Here is a 19,742-nt window from a genome sequence, read left to right as displayed (position 1 = left end):
CGGGAGCTCAGCCGCGCGACGGCGTGAGCACGAGCATCGACGGGCCGTCGACGGCGCACGTGTCACCGCTCGCGACGAACCGGCCCCCTGACAGCGGCGCCGGCTGCGCCGAATCCCACACGACGCTCCAGCCGCCCCCGTGCGGTGACGGCGGCAACGTCACCGATGCAGCGTCGAGCGCCCCGTGCAGGACGAGCAGCACCGACTCGTCGTCAGTGCTGCTGGCGTCGAACAAGGCCTGCAGCGTCCGCGTCGAGGGGGACGTCCACTCGGCGTCACTCAGCCCGACCCCGGCCGCGGAGAACCAGCGCACGTCAGGCTCACCCGCCACGGCGCGGGAGCCGGGATAGAAATCGGGATGGCGCAGCACGCCGAAGCGGCGCCGTAGGGCGAGCAGGTGCCGCGTCGTCGCGAGCAGATCACGCTGGGCCGGGGAGTGATTCCAGTCGACCCAGCCGATCGGCGAATCCTGGCAATAGGCGTTGTTGTTGCCATGCTGCGTTCGAGCGAACTCGTCGCCTGCGGTCAGCATCGGCACGCCGGCCGACAGCAGCAACGTGCCGAGCATGTTGCGCATCGAGCGCAGTCGTCGGGCTGCGAGATCCGCTGCCACATCGCCCGCACCACCCGAGACGCTCCCGGCAGCGGCGTCTGACGTCGGCTCACCACCCGACTCGTCGACCGCGTCACTCGGCCAACCCTCGACACCGTGATTCCACGACCGGTTGTCACTCGTGCCGTCGCGGTTGTCTTCCCCGTTGGCCTCGTTGTGCTTCGTCTCGTAGGCCGTCAGGTCGGCGAGCGTGAAACCGTCGTGCGCCGTGACGTAGTTGATCGACGCCTGCGGCCGGCGCAGCGGGCCGCCGACCAGGTCCTGCGACCCGGTCAAACGCGTCGCGAGATCCGCCACCCCGCCGCCGGGGTGCTGCCCGCCGCCACCGTCGCCTCGTGATGCCGCCGCAAGGTCGGCGAGCCAGAAGTCACGCACCGTGTTGCGGAACCGGTCGTTCCACTCGGCGAAGCCGGCGGGAAACTGCCCTGTTCGCCACCCGTGGAGGCCGATGTCCCACGGCTCGGCGATCAGCGTCACCTGCGACAGCACCGGGTCTGCCTGCATCGCCATGAGCAGCGCCGCCCGGGGGTCGAAGTCATCACCGGGCGCCCGCCCGAGTGCGACGGCGAGGTCGAAGCGAAAACCGTCGACGTGATACTCGCTCACCCAGTGCCGCAGGGAATCGAGCACGAGGCGCATGACGGCGGGTTCGCGCACGTCGAGGGTGTTGCCGCAGCCGGTCACGTCGATGTCCTCGCCGTGCTCGCCGAGACGGTAGGCGGTCGCATTGTCGAGCCCGCGCAGTGACAACATCGCGCCCTCGTGGCCGCCCTGCTCGCACGTGTGGTTGTAGACGACGTCGAGGATGACCTCGAGCCCCGCCGCGTGCAGCGACCTCACCATCGACTTGACCTCGTCGACGACCCCCTGCGCATCACTCGCATGGGCATACGCCGCGTGCGGCGCGAAGAAACCGAGCGTGTTGTAACCCCAGTAGTTGCTGAGCCCGAGCTTCACCAGGTGCGGTTCGTCGACGAACGCATGCACCGGCAGCAGTTCGACGCTCGTCACGCCGAGATCGCGCAGGTACGTCGTCATCGACGCGTGCGCGAGCCCCGCGTAGGTGCCGCGCAGTTCTTCGGGGACGTCGGGATGCTGCACCGTCAGACCCTTGACGTGCGCCTCGTAGATGACGCGGTCGGCGTCACGCACCTGGGGGCGGGCGTCGCCGCCCCAGTCGAAATCGTGGCTCACGACGACGCCGCGCGGCACGAACGGCGCGGAATCGCGGTCATCCCGCACCCGGGCGTCGCCCGCGAACGCGTCGTCGACGACGTGCCCAAACACTTCGGGCCGCCACGTCATCTCGGCGCTGACGGCGCCCGCATACGGGTCGAGCAGCAGCTTCGCGGGGTTGTGACGCAGGCCCGCCGCGGGCGCCCACGCTCCGTGCGCGCGGTACCCGTACGTCGTCCCGGGGCCGGCCGCCGGAACGAACGCCGCCCAATGGCCGCCGTCGAGGCGCATCATCGAAACGCGCGACTCGCCCGCCGGGGCATCCTGCGTGCCGAACAGGCACAGTTCGACTGCGCTCGCGTGGGCCGCGACGACGCAGAAGATCGCGCCGTCCCGCTCGAGCGTGACGCCCGGACGAGGGGTGCGGACGAAGACTCGTTGCGGGTCGGCCATGCGAACCAGGATAAGAGTCGGTAGGTTGGCCACATGACTGATCCCACAGCTCTGCCCAACTTCGGCCAGCCCGCTCCGGCGCCCGGCACGGGCGCCGGCGACACCTCCGGCGCGGCCTCCCTCACGGACAAGATCGTCGGCATCCTCGGCGGTTTCGGTTTCAACCCGCAGATCGACTCCGACGGCGACATCATGTACTCCGTCGAGGACCAGAACCTCTTCGTGCGCGTCATGGAGGGTGAGATCGCTCTGATTCGCCTGTTCGGTCAGTGGCAGATCACGGACGACATCACGTCCGACCTGACCAAGCGCCTCAACGCGGCCAACGACGTCACCCTCAGCCTCAACATCGTCAAGGTCGGCATCGCGCGCGACATGGTCGTCGTCTCCGGTGAGCACCTCGTGACGCCGGATCTCGACCTCGAGATGGTGCTGCCGTCGACGACGCAGATGATCCTGCAGGCGACGCAGTTGTGGCACCAGAGCGCCAGCTCCGACGGCCCGCACGCGGCCGAGGGCGGCGTCCCCGCGTTCGCGCAGCCCGGCGAGGGTGACGCGCCCGCCGGCGGGCAGGCCTGAGCCATGGCTGAGCAGGTCGCCTACGGCCAGTGGGTCAAGCTGGATGTGACGGACGGTGTCGCCACCATCCGCATCGATCGACCCAAGATGAACCCGCTCGACGCGGAGATCCAGGATTCGCTCGCGCGTGTCGCGGCCGACCTGCTCGACGACGCCGACGTGCGCGCCGCCATCATCACCGGTGGAGACAAGGTGTTCGCGGCTGGCGCCGACATCAAGGAGATGCAGCAGCTCGACTACGTCGACATGGTCGAACGTGGCACGAAGCTGCAGAACGCGTTCCGCGCGCTCGCCGAGCTGCCGTTCCCGACGGTCGCCGCCATCGAGGGGTACGCCCTCGGCGGCGGCTGCGAACTCGCCATGACGGCGGACTTCCGCATCGCCGCGAACGACGCGACGCTCGGCCAGCCCGAGATTCTGCTCGGCGTCATCCCGGGTGCGGGCGGCACGCAGCGGCTCGCTCGTCTCGTCGGGCCGTCGAAGGCGAAGGACATCGTCTTCTCCGGTCGCTTCGTCAAGGCTGACGAGGCGCTGGAGATCGGTCTCGTCGACGAACTCGTCGAGCCCGGCACGACGTACGAGGCGGCGCTCGCGAAGGTCAAGCCGTTCGTCAACGGCCCGCGTGTCGCCCTGCGCGCCGCGAAGGAGGCCATCAACCGTGGCCTCGACGGCGACCTCGCGACGGGGCTCGCCATCGAGTCGCAGCTGTTCACCGGCCTGTTCGCCACGAAGGACCGCGAGATCGGCATGCGTTCGTTCGTCGAGCAGGGGCCGGGCAAGGCGCAGTTCGAAGGCCGCTGAGCATGATCAAGCAGTGGAAGGTCGAACCCGATTGGCAGGAGCCGTTCCTCGCGGCTCTCGCCGATCGGGGCGCGACCCCCGCGCAGCGTGACGACGCCCTCGGCGACGTCGACGACGCCTGCATCCGCCAGAACAAGACGGCACGCGAGATCTTCGGAGATCCCGTCGCCTACGGAAAGGACTACCCCGTGTCATCGCCCTTGACCGCCCGCGAGGCGGGCCAGGCGCGCACGCGCGCCATCGTGCTGGCCCTGGCCGGGCTCGTCGGCATGTTCTTCGCCCTGCTGGGCTGGACCGGCATGGTGCGCGACGTCGACAAGGTGTGGGGCGCGAACCCCACGATCTGGTTCGTCGTCGGCCTCGTCATCGCGATCGCGGCCGCGATCGTCGACGCGCTCCTCGGCCGCAAGGCCGACTTCACACAGGGGGAGACGGGTGCCGCCTCGACTCTCGTCAACCGTCTGCTGCCCTGGATCATCGTCGCGCTGACGTTGATCGGTCTGCTCGTCGTCAAGCTGACGCACGGCTGATTCACTTCCTCACATCCACGATCCGTGCGAGGGCTCGACGCCGACGTTACCGACGGGTAACGTAATCTCGGACGGACAAGCTCCTACGAAAAGGACGGTAGACGCATGAACATCGTCGTCTGTGTCAAGCACGTGCCCGACGCCCAGGGCGAGCGCGGCTTCTCCGAGGACAACACCACCGACCGCGAGAACGTCGACGGCCTCCTGTCGGAGCTCGACGAGTACGCGGTCGAAGAAGCACTCAAGATCGTCGAGTCCGAAGGCGGCGAGGTGACGGCGCTGACCGTCGGCCCCGCCGACGCAGCCGAAGCAGTCAAGAAGGCGCTGCAGATGGGCGCCGACAAGGGCATCCACATCAGCGACGACGCCATCGCCGGCTCCGACGCCCTCGCGACGTCGCTCGTCATCGCCGAGGCCGTCAAGAAGGTCGGCCAGCCCGACATCGTGATGTTCGGTCTCGCCTCGACCGACGGCGGCATGAGTGTCATCCCGGCCATGGTCGCCGAGCGCCTCGGCCTGCCGCAGCTCACGCAGGTCTCGACCCTCGAGGTCTCCGGCGCTCAGGCGACGGGTCGTCGTGACTCCGACGTCGCGTCCGAGACGGTCGTCGCGTCGCTGCCGGCCGTCGTGTCGGTGACCGACCAGATCAACGAGCCGCGCTACCCGTCCTTCAAGGGCATCATGGCGGCCAAGAAGAAGCCGGTCGAGGAGATGAGCCTCGCCGACCTCGGTGTCGACGCCGGCCAGGTCGGTCTCGACGCCGCGGCCACCAAGGTGCTCGACACGACGAAGCGCCCCCCGCGCGAGCAGGGCGAGATCGTCACGGACGAGGGCGACGGCGGCACGAAGCTCGTCGAGTTCCTCTCCGGCGCCAAGCTCATCTGATCGCCACCGACACTTTCTGACTGAGGAGAAACACACCATGGCTGAAGTTCTCGTCCTGGTCGACCACGTCGATGGCCAGGTCCGCAAGGTCACCGCTGAGTTGCTGACGCTCGCGCGCAGCCTCGGCACGCCGTCCGCCGTCTTCGTCGGTTCGAACGTCGACGCCGCCCGCCCGCGTCTGGCGCAGTTCGGCGCCGAGAAGGTCTACGTCATCGACTCCGCCGAGGTCGACGGTCACCCGGCCCCGCTCGCCGAGGCGCTCGCCGCCGTCGTCGAGCAGGCCTCGCCGGCCGCCGTCCTGCTGCCCTCGTCGGGCACGAACAACGAGGCCGCGGCGCGCCTCGCCGTCAAGACCAACTCGGGTCTGACGACGGACGCCGTCAACGTCGAGGCCGGCGACGGTGGTGCGCCGGTGACGACGCAGTCCGTGTTCGCCGGTTCCTGGACGCTCAAGGCACAGGCCACGACGCCGATGTCGATCATCACGGTGAAGCCGAACTCGGCGACGCCGCAGGCGTCGCAGTCGCAGGCTGCTCCGGTCGCCGTCACCGTGTCCGTCTCGGACGCGGCGAAGAGCGCCCAGATCACCGACCGCAAGGAGAAGCAGAAGTCGGGTCGTCCCGAGCTCAGCGAGGCGCGCATCGTCGTCTCCGGTGGTCGCGGCACGAACGGTGACTTCTCGCCCGTCGAGGCGTTCGCCGACTCGCTCGGTGCGGCTGTCGGTGCTTCGCGCGCCGCCGTCGACGCTGGCTGGTACCCGCACACCAATCAGGTCGGCCAGACGGGCAAGCAGGTCTCGCCGCAGCTGTACGTCGCCGCCGGCATCTCCGGTGCCATCCAGCACCGCGCCGGTATGCAGACGTCCAAGACGATCGTCGCCGTCAACAAGGAAGAGGAGGCGCCGATCTTCGAGCTCGTCGACTTCGGCGTCGTCGGCGACCTGTTCAACGTGCTGCCGCAGGCCACCGAGGCCGTCGCGAAGGCCAAGAACTGACCTGACGCACCTCTCGCGCGTCGAAGGCGCCCGGCTTCCCATCAGGGAGGCCGGGCGCCTTCGTCATACCAACCGTTGCCCGCGAGCCGTTTGGTCCGTCCTGGGCCGCCGGTGCGGCATCACCCGGTGGGTTGCTGATCGCTGTTGGGACATGATCCACCCTCGTCGCCGGGGGAGTACTCGCTGGTCGTCGCTGCACCTTCCAGAACGCGAGGCGCCTGATCGTCGACACGTGCGACACCGGGGGCGTCGAGCGTTGACTCATCCTTGCCGGGGTCTGCCTCGCGCGGCGGGGGTCCGACGATCAGCGAAGCGTGCTTCGCTGCCGACCGCGAGAACTGGCTGCCTCATAAAGCGAACTTTGAAAAGTTCTACGAGTATACTCAAGGAAGTCAAGCCTCCCAGAGTTGACATTGTGTAAACTCTGGGAGAGCACCATACAACCGATTGAAATGCAGTCCATCGAGTCCGCGCCGACTGTCGACGCGCTGAAGGGCACCCGAGTAAGACCTGTTTCTCAGTGATCAGCTCGCTTCTGATCCAGACCGAGTCGGATCACTGATTTGGAGCGGTGGGGCTCGCGTCGTGGGGTGGGGTGCCCATGTGGGACTACTGGGGCAGTTCCGAGGGGCTGCCGGTTTCTGGTTGGAAAATACATGTTTCGAGGCTCAGGGTGAAGAGAAGATTGTCTGCTCTCTACTTCCGGCAAACCCACCGATCGTCGGCCGGCTCACGAATGATGTTTTGGACGCCTGCACGCGCCACGTCTCGCGTCGTTTGAATATGTTGAATGTGAGTCAAGACTCACTCCCATCTATCGCTCAGGCAGATGCGCGCAGTCCTCATCTCGTCGAGGGAGCTGCTGGCCTCCTTCTTGCCGCCAAAGCTCTTGAGGTGGGCGGGCGCCGCGTGAGTCACGGTCTGGATATGTTCCGAAATCGTCTTTCTCGACCCGTTTACAGTCACAGTCTCGGGTGGCACGCCGGCTTGGCGGGTTTGCTGAGAACTCTCGATGCGTCGAGCGCGCAGGCGTGGCTCGCCGCCAACCGCGCGCAGCTGGGCCGCCGCTTGGATTTGGGAACGTCCTCCCCTGCGCATACGGCTCGCGGAGTATGGGGGGCTGAGCATGGGCTTGGCGCCCTCGACCTGTCGCTGAGAAGACTGTCGATCGATGTCTGCAAAAGTGTCCTCGGGGAAGCTGTTCTATGACGATTACCAAAGGTCGCTCTGCTTTTTCCCTGTGGTTCGCGGGCGAGACCGTGTCGCAGCTGGGCACGTCTTTGGCGATGCTTGGGTGGACGCTCCTCGCCTACTCCGTGACGCACGACGTCAGGGCCGCGGCGCTGGTGGGTGCATTGCGCACCGCCACTCAGATCGTCACCGTGCTACCGGGCGGGCTGATCTCGGATCGCCTTGACCGTCGCAGCCTGCTCCTCCTCGACGCCGGGGTAGAGGTGCTCCTCTACGGCGTGCTCGCTGCCTTCATCGTCACCGACGTGCTGAGTCTCGGGCTGCTCGCAGCGCTGGCCGTCATCCAAGGCGCGTGCAGTGGGGCACTGGGCTCGGTGCGCCACACCGTTCTGCCTGACCTCGTCGAGGAGGATGAATTAGGAGAGGCCGTCGCGCGCATGCAGACGAGGGACGCGGTGATCGCCACCCTCGGCCCGCCCCTCGGTGGTGTGCTCTACGGCATCGGGCCCGTAGTGCCGTTCGTGTCCAACATGGTGCTCTCGGCAATGGAGTGGGCATTCACGACGCGCTTGCCTCGCCGGCTCGGCACACTTGACCGCGAGCGGCCCACCGAGCCTCTGCATGCCGCGCTGTTCGCAGGGTTCGGGTGGCTGCGTCGTTCGCGCGCGGCCCAGACGCTCCTGCTACTCGGGCTCATCGGGAACTGCGCGGTCATCTCACTCGCCATCGGGCTCAACCTGCACCTGCAGGCAACGGGTCAGGGCGCCTGGCGTGTGGGTGTGGTGGACGGCGTCGCTGGAATCGGCCTCGTGCTGGGCGGGATGCTCGCCCACCGGGTCATGGGACGCTGGCCGGCTCGTGAACTCATAGCAGGAGCCATGCTCACCATGGCGGTGATCGCCAGCGTTCTCGCCGTCACGCATAGTTTCAGGTGGATGGTGGGTCTCGCACTCTTTCTCTTCATGCCCGTGCCCACCGTCGCTGTGGCGGCGCAGCCCTACCTGCTCGGCCTCATTCCGGACGAGCTGCGGGGACGCGTGCTGACGGCCGCGGGCCTCGCTTCTCTCGTGTTCAGCTCCAGCGCGCAAGCATTGTCCGGTCTGGTGCTCGACTGGGCAGGCTTCGAGGCGCTCGCCGGGGGCGTGGCCGTCCTGTTGTTGCTCGCGGCAGCCGTTGGGACGTTCTCAGATGCCGTACGCAACATCCCGGCACCCGATGCTGAGAGCGCAGGGTGATGTCGGGGCGGCGTCACCAGCCGGGCCACCCCGCCGGCGTGAGCCATAGGTGAGCCCCGACTATCTCGCGGCCGACGCGCAACGCGTTGTGCAGTGACGGTGTGTTGTCGGGGTGGATGGTGCCCCACAGCACGTCGCCGTCGGCGGCCGGCAGCATCTCGAAGAGGTGCTGCATCGCAGCGGGGGCGAGCTTTTGGCCGCGGTGCGGCGCGTCGATGACGTTCTCGGCGACGGTGAATCCCGTCATGCCATGGGCGTTCCAGCGAAAGGCGGCGATGATCCCGACGAGTCGGTCGGCGAGGTGGATGCCGAAGAGCGTTCCCGCCGCGGCGTGTTCGTCGAATTCCTCCGGGGTCTGGGGCGTGGACCACAGACGCGTCTCGGGGTTCTGTTCCGCCAGATCGTCGTGGACCCGCTCCGCGAGCCGCGACGCCGCCGATGCCGAGATGGGCGCGAGGGTCACGTCGTCGAACCTCGTGCTCCGAGGACGCTCTCGCAACTCGCGAATGAGACCGGCCACGAGGTAGGTGTCCACCTCTGTCTGAAACCCGAAGGCTTCAAGGGAAACGCGCGCCGAGTCCGGCGACGACGTGAAGACCTGGAGCCTCCCGGGCGCGAACGGGGCGTAGGCCCGCGCGATCTCGTCGGCCATGGCGTGCCAGTGATCGCCCGACGACGCGTCGCCGACGTCGTGCGCCGCGATCTCCACGAACGGCTTGGTGAGGTCGCGACCTCGAAACCGGATCCCGGTGACGGCCCAGCCACCGCAGGGCAGGGTGAGGAGGCGATTGGCCCAGTCGACGGCATCGGGCACGTCGATGACGGCGACGCCGTCGCGGTAGGCGGCGCCGAACTCCTCGTCTCCGACCCACTCGGCACCTTCGGCGAGGTGGGCCCGCATGTTCGTGGCCAGCGTCGGTTCGTCGTACCAGTCGCGCAATCGGGGGTGGACGTCGCGCAGGGCAGCGGTCGTGATGGCGTCGTGGAGGCCGACTGAGGATTCAGGTGAGGTGGTCATCGCCGTCAGTGTGACCCGTGAGGTCCGCCGCATGCATCCGAATTTCCAGGGACCACACCGGGCCTGCGCGCCAGGCGTTCACCAGGCTCATCGGGCGCGACATGGCGCTGTCGGCGGGCGGGACTAAGCTTGGCGGGTGCCGAATCGCGTGTATCTCGACCATGCTGCCACCTCGCCGATCCACCCCGAGGTGATCGACGCGATGGCGAAACAGATGGCAATCGTGGGCAATGCGTCCAGCCTGCATACGAGTGGCCGCAATGCGCGCGGCGTCGTCGAGGAGTCGCGCGAGCGGATCGCAGCGGCTCTGGGGGCGCGTCCGTCGGAGGTCATCTTCACCTCCGGCGGCACCGAGAGCGACAACATGGCCATCAAGGGCACCTACCGCGCGACGCGCCGCATCGATGACGCGCGGCGCCGGCTCGTCGTCAGTGGCATCGAGCACCACGCCGTCCTCGACGCCGTCGAGGCGCTCGTCGCGCACGAGGGTGCGGCCGTCACCTGGGTCGAACCCACGAGCGACGGTGTCATCACGGCAGCAGCCGTCCGTGCCGCGATCGAGGCTGACGGTGGGCCGCAGACCGTCGCGCTCGTCAGCGTCATGTGGGCGAACAACGAGGTCGGCACCGTGCAGCCCATCGCCGAGATCGGTGCCGTCTGCGCGGAGTTCGCGATCCCGTTCCACACCGACGCGGTGCAGGCGATCGGCCACGTCGACGTCGACTTCGCCGCATCGAACACGACGATGCTCGCGCTCACCGGCCACAAGCTCGGCGGGCCACAAGGCGTCGGAGCGCTGCTGCTCGCCCGCGACGCGAAGCTCGACCCGCTGACCCACGGCGGCGGCCAGGAGCGTCAGGTGCGTAGCGGAACGCTCGACGTCGCCGGCATCCGGGGCTTGGCCATCGCCGTCGAACTCGCCTGTGCCGCACGCGAAGATGAGGCCGTGCGTCTCGTCGGCCTGCGTGACGCCCTCATCGACGGCGCCCTCGCGCTCGACCTCGGTATCGAGATCAGCGGCGCCTGGACGCGCGGCGACAGCACGTCACGGCTCCCCGGCAACGCCCACCTGCGTGTTCCCGGTTGTGACGGCGACTCGATGCTCTACCTGCTCGACGCCGCGGGCGTCGAGTGCTCGACGGGCTCGGCGTGCCAGGCCGGCGTGCCGCGTCCCAGCCACGTCCTGCTCGCCATGGGCATCCCCGAGGAACGAGCGCGCGGCGCATTGCGCCTCACCCTCGGGCATACCTCGACGCAGGCCGACGTTGACGCCTTTCTGGAGGCGCTGCCGGCCGTCGCCGAACGCGCCCGCAGAGCCCAGGAAGCTACCAGGAAGGTGTCGTGATGCGCGTCGTCGCCGCGATGAGCGGTGGAGTCGATTCCGCCGTGGCCGCCTCGCGCATGCTCGAGGCGGGCCACGACGTCGTCGGGGTCCACCTCGCGTTGTCCCAGTCCGCTGCCACGCTGCGCGAGAGCGCTCGCGGCTGCTGCACGATCGAGGACGCCGGTGACGCGCGCCGCGTCGCTGATCGCCTCGGCATCCCGTTCTACGTGTGGGACATGGCCGAGCGGTTCAAGGCCGATGTCGTCGAGGATTTCGTCGCCGAGTACGAAGCCGGACGTACCCCCAACCCGTGTCTGCGCTGCAACGAGAAGATCAAGTTCGCGGCGCTGCTCGACAAGGCGCTCGCGCTCGGTTTCGACGCCGTCGCGACCGGTCACTATGCGCAGATCGTCGAGGGCCCGAACGGCAAGGAGCTGCATCGGGCCGTCGACATGGCGAAGGACCAGTCGTACGTCCTCGGGGTGCTCGACGCCGAGCAGCTCGCGCACTCGTTCTTCCCGCTCGGCGACACGACGAAGCCGCAGATTCGTGAGGAGGCCGCGGCCAAGGGCTTCTACGTGGCGAACAAGCCCGACAGCCACGACATCTGCTTCATCGCCGACGGCGACACCAAGGCGTGGCTGACGAAGCGGCTCGGTGAGAAGCCCGGCGACATCGTCGACACCGACGGTGAGGTCGTCGGCCGGCACGAGGGCGCGTACGCGTACACCGTCGGTCAGCGTCGCGGGCTCGGACTCAAGGTGCCGCGCGACGACCACGCGAAGCGGTACGTCGTCGACGTCCAGCCGAAGACGAACACCGTCGTCGTCGGAACGGCCGATCTGCTCGGCGTCGACGTCATCGAAGGCTCGCACGCCCGCTGGCCCGGCCCGCCGCCCGTCGGTGAGGTGCGGCTCGGCGCGCAGCTTCGGGCGCACGGCGAGGAGTTTCCTGCGACCGTGACCGCTGACGATGACCGCGTCGTCGTGCGGCTCGACGCGCGCACACGCGGCGTGGCGCCGGGGCAGTCGGTCGTGCTGTACGAGGGCACGCGCGTCGTCGGGTCGGCGACGATCACCGCTACGTCACGTGCGCCGCGTCAGTCGAGTTCTGTTGTTACGGTGGGAGATTCGACGACAAGCTCTGACGGTTCCCCGAGCGTCGGGGGCGAGTGAGTAGGCCGTGGCAGATCTTCTCGGGCCTCGCACGAGCGGCGTCGGTTCGCTGCCCGACGTCGGGTCGCGCGACGCCGTGCGGCAGGTGCGCGACCTGCTCGTCGGGGATGTTCCCGACGGCTTCGGCATCCCGTACGTTCCCGAGCAACCGGCGCGTGGGCCGGGCGCCGACATGATCGGCCGAGCTGCCGACCTGCTCGTCGAGATGCCGGTCGACCTGCAGCCTAGTGGCTGGCGCCTCACGCCCCCGGGCTCGGCTCGCGGGCGCGACCTGCGCCGCGCTCAAGGGTTCTTGCAACAGGATCTCGACGAGGTCGCCGAGGCCTACGACGGCTATGTCGGACCGCTCAAGACGCAGGTGTGCGGTCCGTGGACGCTGGCCGCGTCGCTGTGGTTGCCCCGCGGGGAACGCGTCGTCAGCGACGCCGGGGCGTCGCGAGATCTGGCACAGTCGCTGGCCGCGGGCGCCGTCGGCCACGTCGAGCACCTGCGACGTCTCGTGCCCGGCGCCGACGTCGTCGTCCAGCTCGACGAACCGAGCCTGCCCGCCGTGCTCGCCGGCTCGATTCGCTCGCTGTCCGGCATGCGCCGGCTGCATCCCGTCGACGAGGGGCGGGCCGGTGAGGTTCTGCGCGACGTCGTCGACGCGGTCAGGGCGAGCGGGGCGAGCGTGACGGCGCACTGCTGCGCGCCCGACGCGCCGATCGCGCTCCTGCGTCGCGCGGGCCTCGACGGTGTCGCGCTCGACACGTCGCTCGTCGCCGAGCCCCAGTTCGACGCCCTGGGTGAGGCGATCGACGGCGGGATGACGCTGTGGGCCGGGCTCGTGCCAACCACGTCGACCGAGCGTCACCCGCGCGTCCACGTCGAACGGTTCCTCGCGATGTGGAACCGCATCGGATTCGGGGCTGAGGAGTTCGACCGTCTCGTCGTCACCCCCGCGTGTGGTCTGGCGACGCTGCCGCCCAAGGACGCCCTTCGCATTCAGCGCCTCGCGATCGAAGCGGCCACGATGCTGCGAGAAAGCGTCGGCTGACGTCGTCGACGCATCTGGTGCCATAGCTCGTCCTGCCGACGAGAGCGTCGAACCTGACGCAAGCAGCACACCGGCCTCGCGTGGCCTCAGCCGCGGAATTCCGGGGTTGTCGTGCCGGTGGTGCAGGATGGAGCACGTGAGCGAGACGACGCCCAGGAAGGGCCGCCAGGCGAAGGCGGACACGCTGCGCACCGACGTACCCGACGCGGTGCGCCACCGCGCGGCGGAACTGACCGAGCAGATCGACGGCCACCAGTTCGCGTACTACGTGAAGGATGCGCCCACGATCAGCGATGGCGAGTACGACGAGTTGTTGCGCGAACTGCAGGGCGTCGAGGAGAGCTACCCCGAGCTGCGTTCGCCGGAGTCGCCGACGCAGCGAGTGGGGGGCACGTACTCGACGGAGTTCACGGCCGTCGACCACGTCGAGCGCATGCTGAGCCTCGACAACGCGTTCAGCCCGGAGGAACTCGCGGAATGGGGCGACCGCGTCGTGCGCGAGGCCAACACGAGCTTCCACTACCTGTGCGAGCTGAAGATCGACGGGCTCGCCATCAACCTGCTCTACGAGAACGGCAAGCTCGTGCGCGGCGTGACGCGCGGCGACGGGCGCACGGGCGAGGACGTCACGCTCAACGTCCGCACGATCCAGGGCATCCCGCTCGAACTGCACGGCGACGACCTACCTCAGCTCGTCGAGATCCGCGGTGAGGTGTTCTTCCCGGTCAAGGAGTTCGAGGCGCTCAACGCCTCACTCGTCGAAGAAGGCAAGTCGCCGTTCGCCAACCCGCGCAACGCGGCGGCGGGCTCGCTGCGACAGAAGGACCCGGCGAAGACGGCCAAGCGGCCGCTGCGGATGCTGGTCCACGGCATCGGTGCGCGCACCGGGTTCGACATCACCCGCCAGAGCGAGGCCTATGAACTGCTCGCCGACTGGGGGCTGCCGACGTCGCCCTACGCCAAGGTCCTCGACACGATGGACGAGGTGCAGAAGTTCGTCGCCCACTACGGGGAGCACCGGCACTCCGTCACGCACGAGATCGACGGTGTCGTCGTCAAGGTCGACGAGATCGCGGTGCAGCGCGCCCTCGGCGCGACGTCACGCGCGCCCCGCTGGGCCATCGCCTACAAGTACCCGCCCGAAGAGGTCAACACGAAGCTGCTCGACATCGAGGTCAACGTCGGACGCACCGGCCGCGTCACCCCGTTCGGCATGATGCAGCCCGTCAAGGTCGCCGGCTCGACGGTGTCGATGGCGACGCTGCACAACGCGTTCGAGGTCAAGCGCAAGGGCGTGCTGATCGGCGACACCGTGGTGCTGCGCAAGGCGGGCGACGTCATCCCAGAGATCGTCGGGCCCGTCGTCGAGGCGCGCACGGGCGACGAGCGGGAGTTCGTCATGCCGACGCACTGCCCGGCCTGCGGCACTGAGCTCGCCTACGAACGTGAGGGCAACAAGGACATCCGCTGCCCGAACGGCCGCACCTGTCCCTCCCAGTTGCGTGAACGCCTGTTCTCGCTCGCAAGCCGTGGCGCCTTCGACATCGAGGCCCTCGGCTGGGAGGGCGCCATCTCGCTGCTCGAATCGGGGGTGCTGACGGACGAATCCACCCTGTTCGACCTCACCTACGACGACCTCGCCCGGGTGCCCCTCTACACGCGCGTCGCGAAGAAGAGCGACCCGGAGGCCAAGGTGCGCGACGGACGCATCGTCTCGGCGACGGGGGAGAAACTGCTCGCCAACCTCGAAGTCGCCAAGACGCAACCGTTGTGGCGCGTCATCGTCGCCCTGTCGATCCGACACGTCGGCCCGACGGCGGCGCGCGCGCTCGCGACCCAGTTCGGTTCGATCGACGCAATCCGTGACGCCGACGAGGCGACGCTCGCCGCGACCGACGGCGTCGGCGCCGTCATCGCCCACTCGATCAAGGAGTGGTTCGCCGTCGACTGGCACGAGAACATCGTCGCCGGGTGGGCCGCGAGCGGCGTGCGCATGGAGGACGAACGCGACGAGTCGATAGAGCAGACCCTCGCCGGTCTGACGATCGTCGCGACCGGTTCGCTCGAGAACTTCACGCGTGACGGCGTCAAGGAGGCGATCATCGCGCGCGGCGGCAAGGCATCCGGCAGCGTGAGCAAGAAGACCGACTACGTCGTGCTCGGCGAGAACGCGGGGTCGAAGGCGACGAAGGCCGAGGAGCTGGGTCTGCGCATCCTCGACGAGGCCCAGTTCACGCGCCTGCTCGAGGGCGGCGCGGCCGCTCTCGGTGACGGAGTGGGCGACGACGAAGGCGCAGCGGGTGACGAAGTGTCCGAGCTTGCCGTCGACGACGCGCTCGAAGAAGCTCACGCTCCGGTCGATCCGGAGCCCGCCGCCACGGACGATGAAACCACGGACGGTGGAACCGCACCGGCCGACACCACGACGAAGGAACCTGACGATGAGTGACGTGACGATCTACTGGCGGCCGGGTTGCCCGTTCTGCACCCGCCTCGAGCGCGCGCTGGGCGCCGACGGCACGCGCGCGACGTGGCGCAACATCTGGGAGGACGAGGAGGCTCGCGAGTTCGTCGCGATGGTCAATGACGGCAACGAGGTCGTGCCCACCGTCGTCATCGACGGCCGTCCCCACACCAACCCCGACCCGGCCCTGGTCAAGAAGGCGCTCGTGGGCTGAGTGCCCACCCGAGCACGCCGATCCACACACCACATAGGATGACGCCCATGTCTTCTCTCTCCCGCGATGAGGTGGCGCACGTCGCCGGCCTGGCCCGCATCCAGCTCTCGGACGACGAACTGGAGACGTTCGCCGGCCAGCTCGACTCGATCGTCGGCTTCGTGGCCAGCGTCAGCGAGGTCGCGGCCGATGACATCCCGCCGATGTCGCACCCGCTGCCCCTGACGAACGTGACGCGTGCTGACGAGGTGCGAGCGTCGTTGAGCGCCGAGGAGGCGCTCGCGATGGCCCCGGCGAGCGAGCAGCAGCGCTTCGCGGTGCCGCGCATCCTCAGCGAGGACTGATCCATGAGTGCTGACACGACCGACGAGACGAGCAAGGGTTCGACCGTGACCGACATCATCCGCCTCAGCGCCGCCGAGATGGCGAGCAAGCTCGCCGACGGCAGCCTCACCTCCGTCGAGCTGACGCAGGCCCACCTCGACCGCATCGCGGCGGTCGACGGTGACGTCCACGCCTTCCTCCGCGTCAACGCCGAGGAGGCGCTCGCCACGGCCGCGCAGGTCGACGCCGACCGCGCCGCCGGCAAGACGCTGCACCCCCTCGCCGGTGTCCCCGTCGCCGTCAAGGACGTCGTGACGACGAAGGGCCAGCCGACGACGGCCGGTTCGAAGATGCTCGAGGGCTGGATCCCGCCGTACGACGCAACGATCGTCACGAAGCTGCGCGCTGCCGGCATGCCGATCCTCGGCAAGACGAACATGGACGAGTTCGCGATGGGTTCCTCGACCGAGCACAGCGCCTACGGTCCGACGCACAACCCGTGGGATCTCGAGCGCATCCCGGGCGGCTCCGGTGGCGGTTCGGCCGCCGCCGTCGCGGCTTTCGAGGCGCCCCTTGCGGTCGGCACCGACACGGGCGGCTCGATCCGTCAGCCCGCGTCCGTCACCGGCACCGTCGGCACGAAGCCGACGTACGGCGGCATCAGCCGTTACGGCCTCATCGCCATGGCGAGCTCGCTCGACCAGGCCGGCCCGTGCACCCGTTCCGTCCTCGACGCCGCGCTGCTGCACGACGTCATGGGCGGGCACGACGGGATGGACTCGACGTCGATCGACGCCCCCGTCCCGCCCGTCGTCGAGGCGGCGAAGCGCGGCGACGTCTCCGGCATGAAGATCGGCATCATCGAGCAGCTCGACGGTGAGGGTTATCAGAGCGGTGTCAAGGCGCGCTTCGACGAGGCCGTTACGGCCCTCGTCGACGCCGGCGCCGAGGTCGTGACCGTCTCGTGCCCGAGCTTCGAACAGGCGCTCGCCGCCTACTACCTCGTCATGCCGTCGGAGGTCAGCTCCAACCTCGCGAAGTTCGACGCCATGCGCTACGGCCTGCGCGTCTCGCCCGAGGGCGTCGAGGCTCCGTCGGCCGAGCAGGTCATGGCCGCCAGCCGTGACGCGGGCTTCGGCAGCGAGGTGAAGCGACGCATCATCCTCGGTACGTATGCCCTCTCGAGCGGTTACTACGACGCCTACTACGGCCAGGCGCAGAAGGTGCGCACGCTCATCGCACGCGACTTCGCCAAGGCGTTCGAGACGGCCGACGTCCTCGTCAGCCCGACGTGCCCGACGACGGCGTTCAAGCTCGGCGAGAAGCTCGAGGACCCGATGGCGATGTACCTCAACGACGTCGCGACGATCCCCGCCAACCTCGCCGGTCTGCCCGGCATGTCGCTGCCCGCCGGTCTGTCGGACGACGGGCTTCCCGTCGGCTTCCAGATCCTCGCACCCGCGACGAAGGACGAGCGCATGTACGAGGTCGGGGCCGCGCTGGAGAAGGCACTCGAGAAGACCTGGGGCGGGCCGCTGCTCGCGAAGGCTCCGGCACTGAAGGAGAACAACTGATGGACGCCGTCCTCGACTACGACGAGGCCCTCGCGACGTACGACCCCGTCATGGGGTTCGAGGTGCACGTCGAGCTGAACACGAACACGAAGATGTTCTGCGGCTGCGCCACCGAGTTCGGCGCCGAGCCCAACACGCAGACGTGCCCCGTCTGCCTCGGTCTGCCGGGCGCGCTGCCTGTCGTGAACGCCAAGGGCGTCGAGTCGGCCATCCGCATCGGTCTCGCGCTCAACTGCGAGATCGCCGAGTGGTGCCGCTTCGCCCGGAAGAACTACTTCTACCCGGACATGCCGAAGAACTTCCAGACGTCGCAGTACGACGAGCCGATCGCGTTCGACGGCTACCTCGACGTGGAGCTCGAGGACGGCACCCCGTGGCGCGTCGAGATCGAGCGCGCGCACATGGAGGAGGACACGGGCAAGTCGCTGCACGTCGGTGGTGCGACCGGTCGCATCCAGGGCGCCGACCACTCGCTGCTCGACTACAACCGCGCGGGCATCCCGCTCATCGAGATCGTGACGAAGCCGCTCGTCGGAGCGGGGGAGCGCGCGCCCGAGATCGCAAAGGCGTACGTCGCCGCGATCCGTGAGCTGATGCGCGCCCTCGACGTCTCGGACGCCCGCATGGAGCAGGGATCGATGCGGTGCGACGCCAACGTCTCGCTCATGCGCAAGGGCGCCGACGAGTTCGGCACCCGCACGGAGACGAAGAACGTCAACTCGTTGCGTTCCGTCGAGCGCGCGGTGCGCTACGAGATCACGCGCCAGGCCGCCATCCTCGACGACGGTGGCTCCATCCTGCAGGAGACGCGCCACTGGCACGAGGACACGGGCGTCACGACCTCCGGGCGCCCGAAGTCGGACGCCGACGACTACCGCTACTTCCCCGAGCCCGACCTCGTCCCCGTCGCGCCGAGCCGCGAATGGGTCGAGGAGCTGCGCGCGACGCTGCCCGAACCGCCCGCGGAGCGCCGCAAGCGTCTGCAGGGCGAGTGGGGTTTCTCCGACCTCGAGATGCGCGACGTCTACAACGCCGGCGCCGTCGAGACGATCGAGGAGACGATCGCTGCCGGCGCGACGCCGGCCGGTGCCCGCAAGTGGTGGACGGGCGAGATCGCCCGCCTGGCCAACAAGGCCGGCCTGCCGTTCGTCGAGTTCGCCACTGAGCGCAACGTGACGCCGGCGACGATCGCCGAGCTCGACGGACTCGTGACGTCGGGGCGCCTCAACGACTCGATGGCCCGTCAGACGCTCGAGGGCGTGCTCGCCGGCGAGGGCCAGCCGACCCAGGTGGCCGATGCCCGCGGCCTCGAACTCGTGCAGGACGACGGCGCGCTCGAGGCCGCAGTCGCCAAGGTCATCGACGCCAACCCGGACGTCGCGCAGAAGGTGCGTGACGGCAAGGTGCAGGCCGCCGGCGCGCTCATCGGCCAGGTGATGAAAGAGATGAAGGGCCAGGCCGACGCGGCCAAGGCCCGTACGATCATCCTGACCCAGCTCGGACAGGCCTGAGCGCGAGCGGGCATGTGACGGACGAAGGGACGCCCATGGATCGTCGAGGATTTCTGACGGTAGTCGGCGCCGCGCTGTTCGGCGCCACGGCGTGCTCATCGGGCGGCTCGTCGTCGGACCATACGGCTTCAGTGCCCACGACGTCCGTGGCGCCGACCGCGAAGGCGTCGAAGGGCGGCGGCAGCGTGCCGGTGAAGCTGACGATCCCGTCGATTGATTTCGACCGCAAGCTCACGGGCATGGGTCTCACGGACGACGGCGAGATCTCGCCGCCCCCCGGCGTGACGCAGTGGTACAACGCCACCGTCAGCCCGGGCCAGAACGGCATCTCGGTCATCGCCGGGCACGTCACCTATGACGGCCCCGACGTGTTCGCCAACCTCGAGAAGGTCAAGGTCGGCGATCAGCTCAGCGTCGTGTTCGCCGATGGTTCGTCGAAGAAGTTCGTCGTGGTGCGGGAGAAGTCGGTCGACAAGCAGGCCCTACGCACCGATCAGAGCGTGTGGGGCTCCTCGAGCACACCCAGCCTCGTGCTCATCACGTGCGACGCCGAATCCAAGCTCGTCGGCCAGCACCACCTCAACAACTTCGTCGTGTGGACGAAACCCGTTTCCGGATGATTCATCTGCATTACTGCGCAGTACC

General features: G+C 68.6%; 17 protein-coding genes. 15 read left to right on the top strand and 2 right to left on the bottom strand.

Translation table 11 applies throughout. The features are described 5' to 3' along the window. Window positions 1–7: 7 nt before the first annotated feature. Window positions 8–2,242 (bottom strand): glycogen debranching protein GlgX, encoded by a 2,235-nt coding sequence (gene glgX, locus DYE07_RS04280; RefSeq protein ID WP_006946008.1) that lies wholly within the window; start codon window positions 2,240–2,242, stop codon window positions 8–10. A gap of 33 nt (window positions 2,243–2,275) precedes the next feature. On the opposite strand from glgX, the gene DYE07_RS04275 reads away from it, so the two are divergent. The 6 genes from DYE07_RS04275 to DYE07_RS04250 all read left to right on the top strand — a co-directional run bounded on the left by DYE07_RS04275 (window position 2,276) and on the right by DYE07_RS04250 (window position 8,457). After that, complete coding sequence (locus DYE07_RS04275; protein ID WP_006945928.1) at window positions 2,276–2,821, top strand: T3SS (YopN, CesT) and YbjN peptide-binding chaperone 1; 546 nt, start codon at window positions 2,276–2,278, stop codon at window positions 2,819–2,821. Between the two features lie 3 nt (window positions 2,822–2,824). Then, window positions 2,825–3,622, top strand: a complete 798-nt coding sequence (locus DYE07_RS04270; protein ID WP_006946011.1) for an enoyl-CoA hydratase/isomerase family protein — start codon at window positions 2,825–2,827, stop codon at window positions 3,620–3,622. A gap of 2 nt (window positions 3,623–3,624) precedes the next feature. Further along, a complete protein-coding gene (locus DYE07_RS04265) occupies window positions 3,625–4,152 on the top strand; it encodes a hypothetical protein (protein ID WP_115296406.1) in 528 nt (175 codons plus the stop codon). 105 nt (window positions 4,153–4,257) lie between these two features. Next, entirely contained in the window at window positions 4,258–5,037 is a 780-nt protein-coding gene (locus tag DYE07_RS04260; protein ID WP_062257725.1) for an electron transfer flavoprotein subunit beta/FixA family protein, read from the top strand. Window positions 5,038–5,074: 37 nt separating this feature from the next. Continuing rightward, window positions 5,075–6,031: an electron transfer flavoprotein subunit alpha/FixB family protein gene (locus DYE07_RS04255; protein ID WP_115296405.1), complete on the top strand. Its 957-nt coding sequence runs from the start codon at window positions 5,075–5,077 to the stop codon at window positions 6,029–6,031. 1,205 nt (window positions 6,032–7,236) lie between these two features. Beyond that, window positions 7,237–8,457: an MFS transporter gene (locus tag DYE07_RS04250; RefSeq protein ID WP_115296404.1), complete on the top strand. Its 1,221-nt coding sequence runs from the start codon at window positions 7,237–7,239 to the stop codon at window positions 8,455–8,457. A 13-nt stretch (window positions 8,458–8,470) separates the two neighbouring features. Here the strand turns inward: DYE07_RS04250 and DYE07_RS04245 are convergent, their stop codons facing one another. Next, window positions 8,471–9,475 carry a GNAT family N-acetyltransferase gene (locus tag DYE07_RS04245; protein WP_115296403.1) on the bottom strand — a complete coding sequence of 335 codons (1,005 nt, stop codon included), beginning with the start codon at window positions 9,473–9,475 and terminating at the stop codon, window positions 8,471–8,473. Between the two features lie 202 nt (window positions 9,476–9,677). On the opposite strand from DYE07_RS04245, the gene DYE07_RS04240 reads away from it, so the two are divergent. From DYE07_RS04240 to DYE07_RS04200, 9 genes are all read left to right on the top strand, one after another. Beyond that, complete coding sequence (locus DYE07_RS04240) at window positions 9,678–10,820, top strand: cysteine desulfurase family protein (RefSeq protein ID WP_235006282.1); 1,143 nt, start codon at window positions 9,678–9,680, stop codon at window positions 10,818–10,820. Further along, the gene (mnmA, locus tag DYE07_RS04235; RefSeq protein WP_074046202.1) at window positions 10,820–11,974 is read left to right on the top strand and encodes a tRNA 2-thiouridine(34) synthase MnmA; all 1,155 of its coding nucleotides are present in this window, start codon (window positions 10,820–10,822) and stop codon (window positions 11,972–11,974) included. The genes DYE07_RS04240 and mnmA overlap by 1 nt, the downstream gene beginning before the upstream one ends. A gap of 7 nt (window positions 11,975–11,981) precedes the next feature. Further along, the gene (locus DYE07_RS04230) at window positions 11,982–13,010 is read left to right on the top strand and encodes a uroporphyrinogen decarboxylase/cobalamine-independent methonine synthase family protein (protein WP_006946016.1); all 1,029 of its coding nucleotides are present in this window, start codon (window positions 11,982–11,984) and stop codon (window positions 13,008–13,010) included. 136 nt (window positions 13,011–13,146) lie between these two features. Beyond that, window positions 13,147–15,459 carry an NAD-dependent DNA ligase LigA gene (gene ligA, locus DYE07_RS04225; protein ID WP_083607316.1) on the top strand — a complete coding sequence of 771 codons (2,313 nt, stop codon included), beginning with the start codon at window positions 13,147–13,149 and terminating at the stop codon, window positions 15,457–15,459. Continuing rightward, window positions 15,452–15,688, top strand: a complete 237-nt coding sequence (locus tag DYE07_RS04220; RefSeq protein WP_006945997.1) for a glutaredoxin domain-containing protein — start codon at window positions 15,452–15,454, stop codon at window positions 15,686–15,688. Before ligA ends, DYE07_RS04220 begins: the two co-directional genes overlap by 8 nt. 47 nt (window positions 15,689–15,735) lie before the next feature. Next, the gene (gatC, locus tag DYE07_RS04215) at window positions 15,736–16,032 is read left to right on the top strand and encodes an Asp-tRNA(Asn)/Glu-tRNA(Gln) amidotransferase subunit GatC (protein WP_006946031.1); all 297 of its coding nucleotides are present in this window, start codon (window positions 15,736–15,738) and stop codon (window positions 16,030–16,032) included. Window positions 16,033–16,035: 3 nt separating this feature from the next. Continuing rightward, window positions 16,036–17,586 (top strand): Asp-tRNA(Asn)/Glu-tRNA(Gln) amidotransferase subunit GatA, encoded by a 1,551-nt coding sequence (gene gatA, locus DYE07_RS04210; RefSeq protein ID WP_115296401.1) that lies wholly within the window; start codon window positions 16,036–16,038, stop codon window positions 17,584–17,586. Then, the gene (gene gatB / locus DYE07_RS04205; RefSeq protein WP_006945911.1) at window positions 17,586–19,097 is read left to right on the top strand and encodes an Asp-tRNA(Asn)/Glu-tRNA(Gln) amidotransferase subunit GatB; all 1,512 of its coding nucleotides are present in this window, start codon (window positions 17,586–17,588) and stop codon (window positions 19,095–19,097) included. Before gatA ends, gatB begins: the two co-directional genes overlap by 1 nt. Window positions 19,098–19,228: 131 nt before the next feature. Beyond that, window positions 19,229–19,717: a class F sortase gene (locus DYE07_RS04200; protein WP_237723936.1), complete on the top strand. Its 489-nt coding sequence runs from the start codon at window positions 19,229–19,231 to the stop codon at window positions 19,715–19,717. Window positions 19,718–19,742 lie beyond the last annotated feature (25 nt).

It is taken from the genome of Dermacoccus nishinomiyaensis, assembly GCF_900447535.1.
GTDB lineage: Bacteria > Actinomycetota > Actinomycetes > Actinomycetales > Dermatophilaceae > Dermacoccus > Dermacoccus nishinomiyaensis.
Note: the sequence above shows the minus strand (reverse complement) of the source record. Positions and strands in the feature narration are given on the sequence as shown.